This is a genomic window from Bacillus sp. SIMBA_005 (assembly GCF_046535585.1).
Taxonomy (GTDB): domain Bacteria; phylum Bacillota; class Bacilli; order Bacillales; family Bacillaceae; genus Bacillus; species Bacillus pumilus.
In genome coordinates, this window is record NZ_JAWRWI010000969.1 from 1 (window position 1) to 245 (window position 245).

1 pseudogene is annotated in these 245 nt (G+C 47.3%); it reads right to left on the minus strand.

Annotated features, from left to right (window positions below):
- Positions 1 to 245, minus strand: a pseudogene (locus tag SB660_RS22975) (ATP-dependent protease LonB); the annotation flags it as partial.

A 245-nucleotide genomic window follows, 5' to 3' on the forward strand; every position in this document is an offset into this window, starting at 1 on the left:
GATGCCGACTTGCGGTTCATCGGCGATTTTCTGCTCATTTTTAGGTGTGAGCTGACTGGAATGAACAACCCATTCTATATCTTCAGTCGTGATTTCTTTTCTGTCCTCAGTCACCGCCATGCCGGCAGCGATCTGGATCATATTGACGGCTTCACGTCCGTTTCTCGTATATGCGGTCAGCACGCTGAGAGCTTCGTCAGAAATCTCTTTCTGAATTTTGTCGGCTGCTTTTTTCGCAACGATTT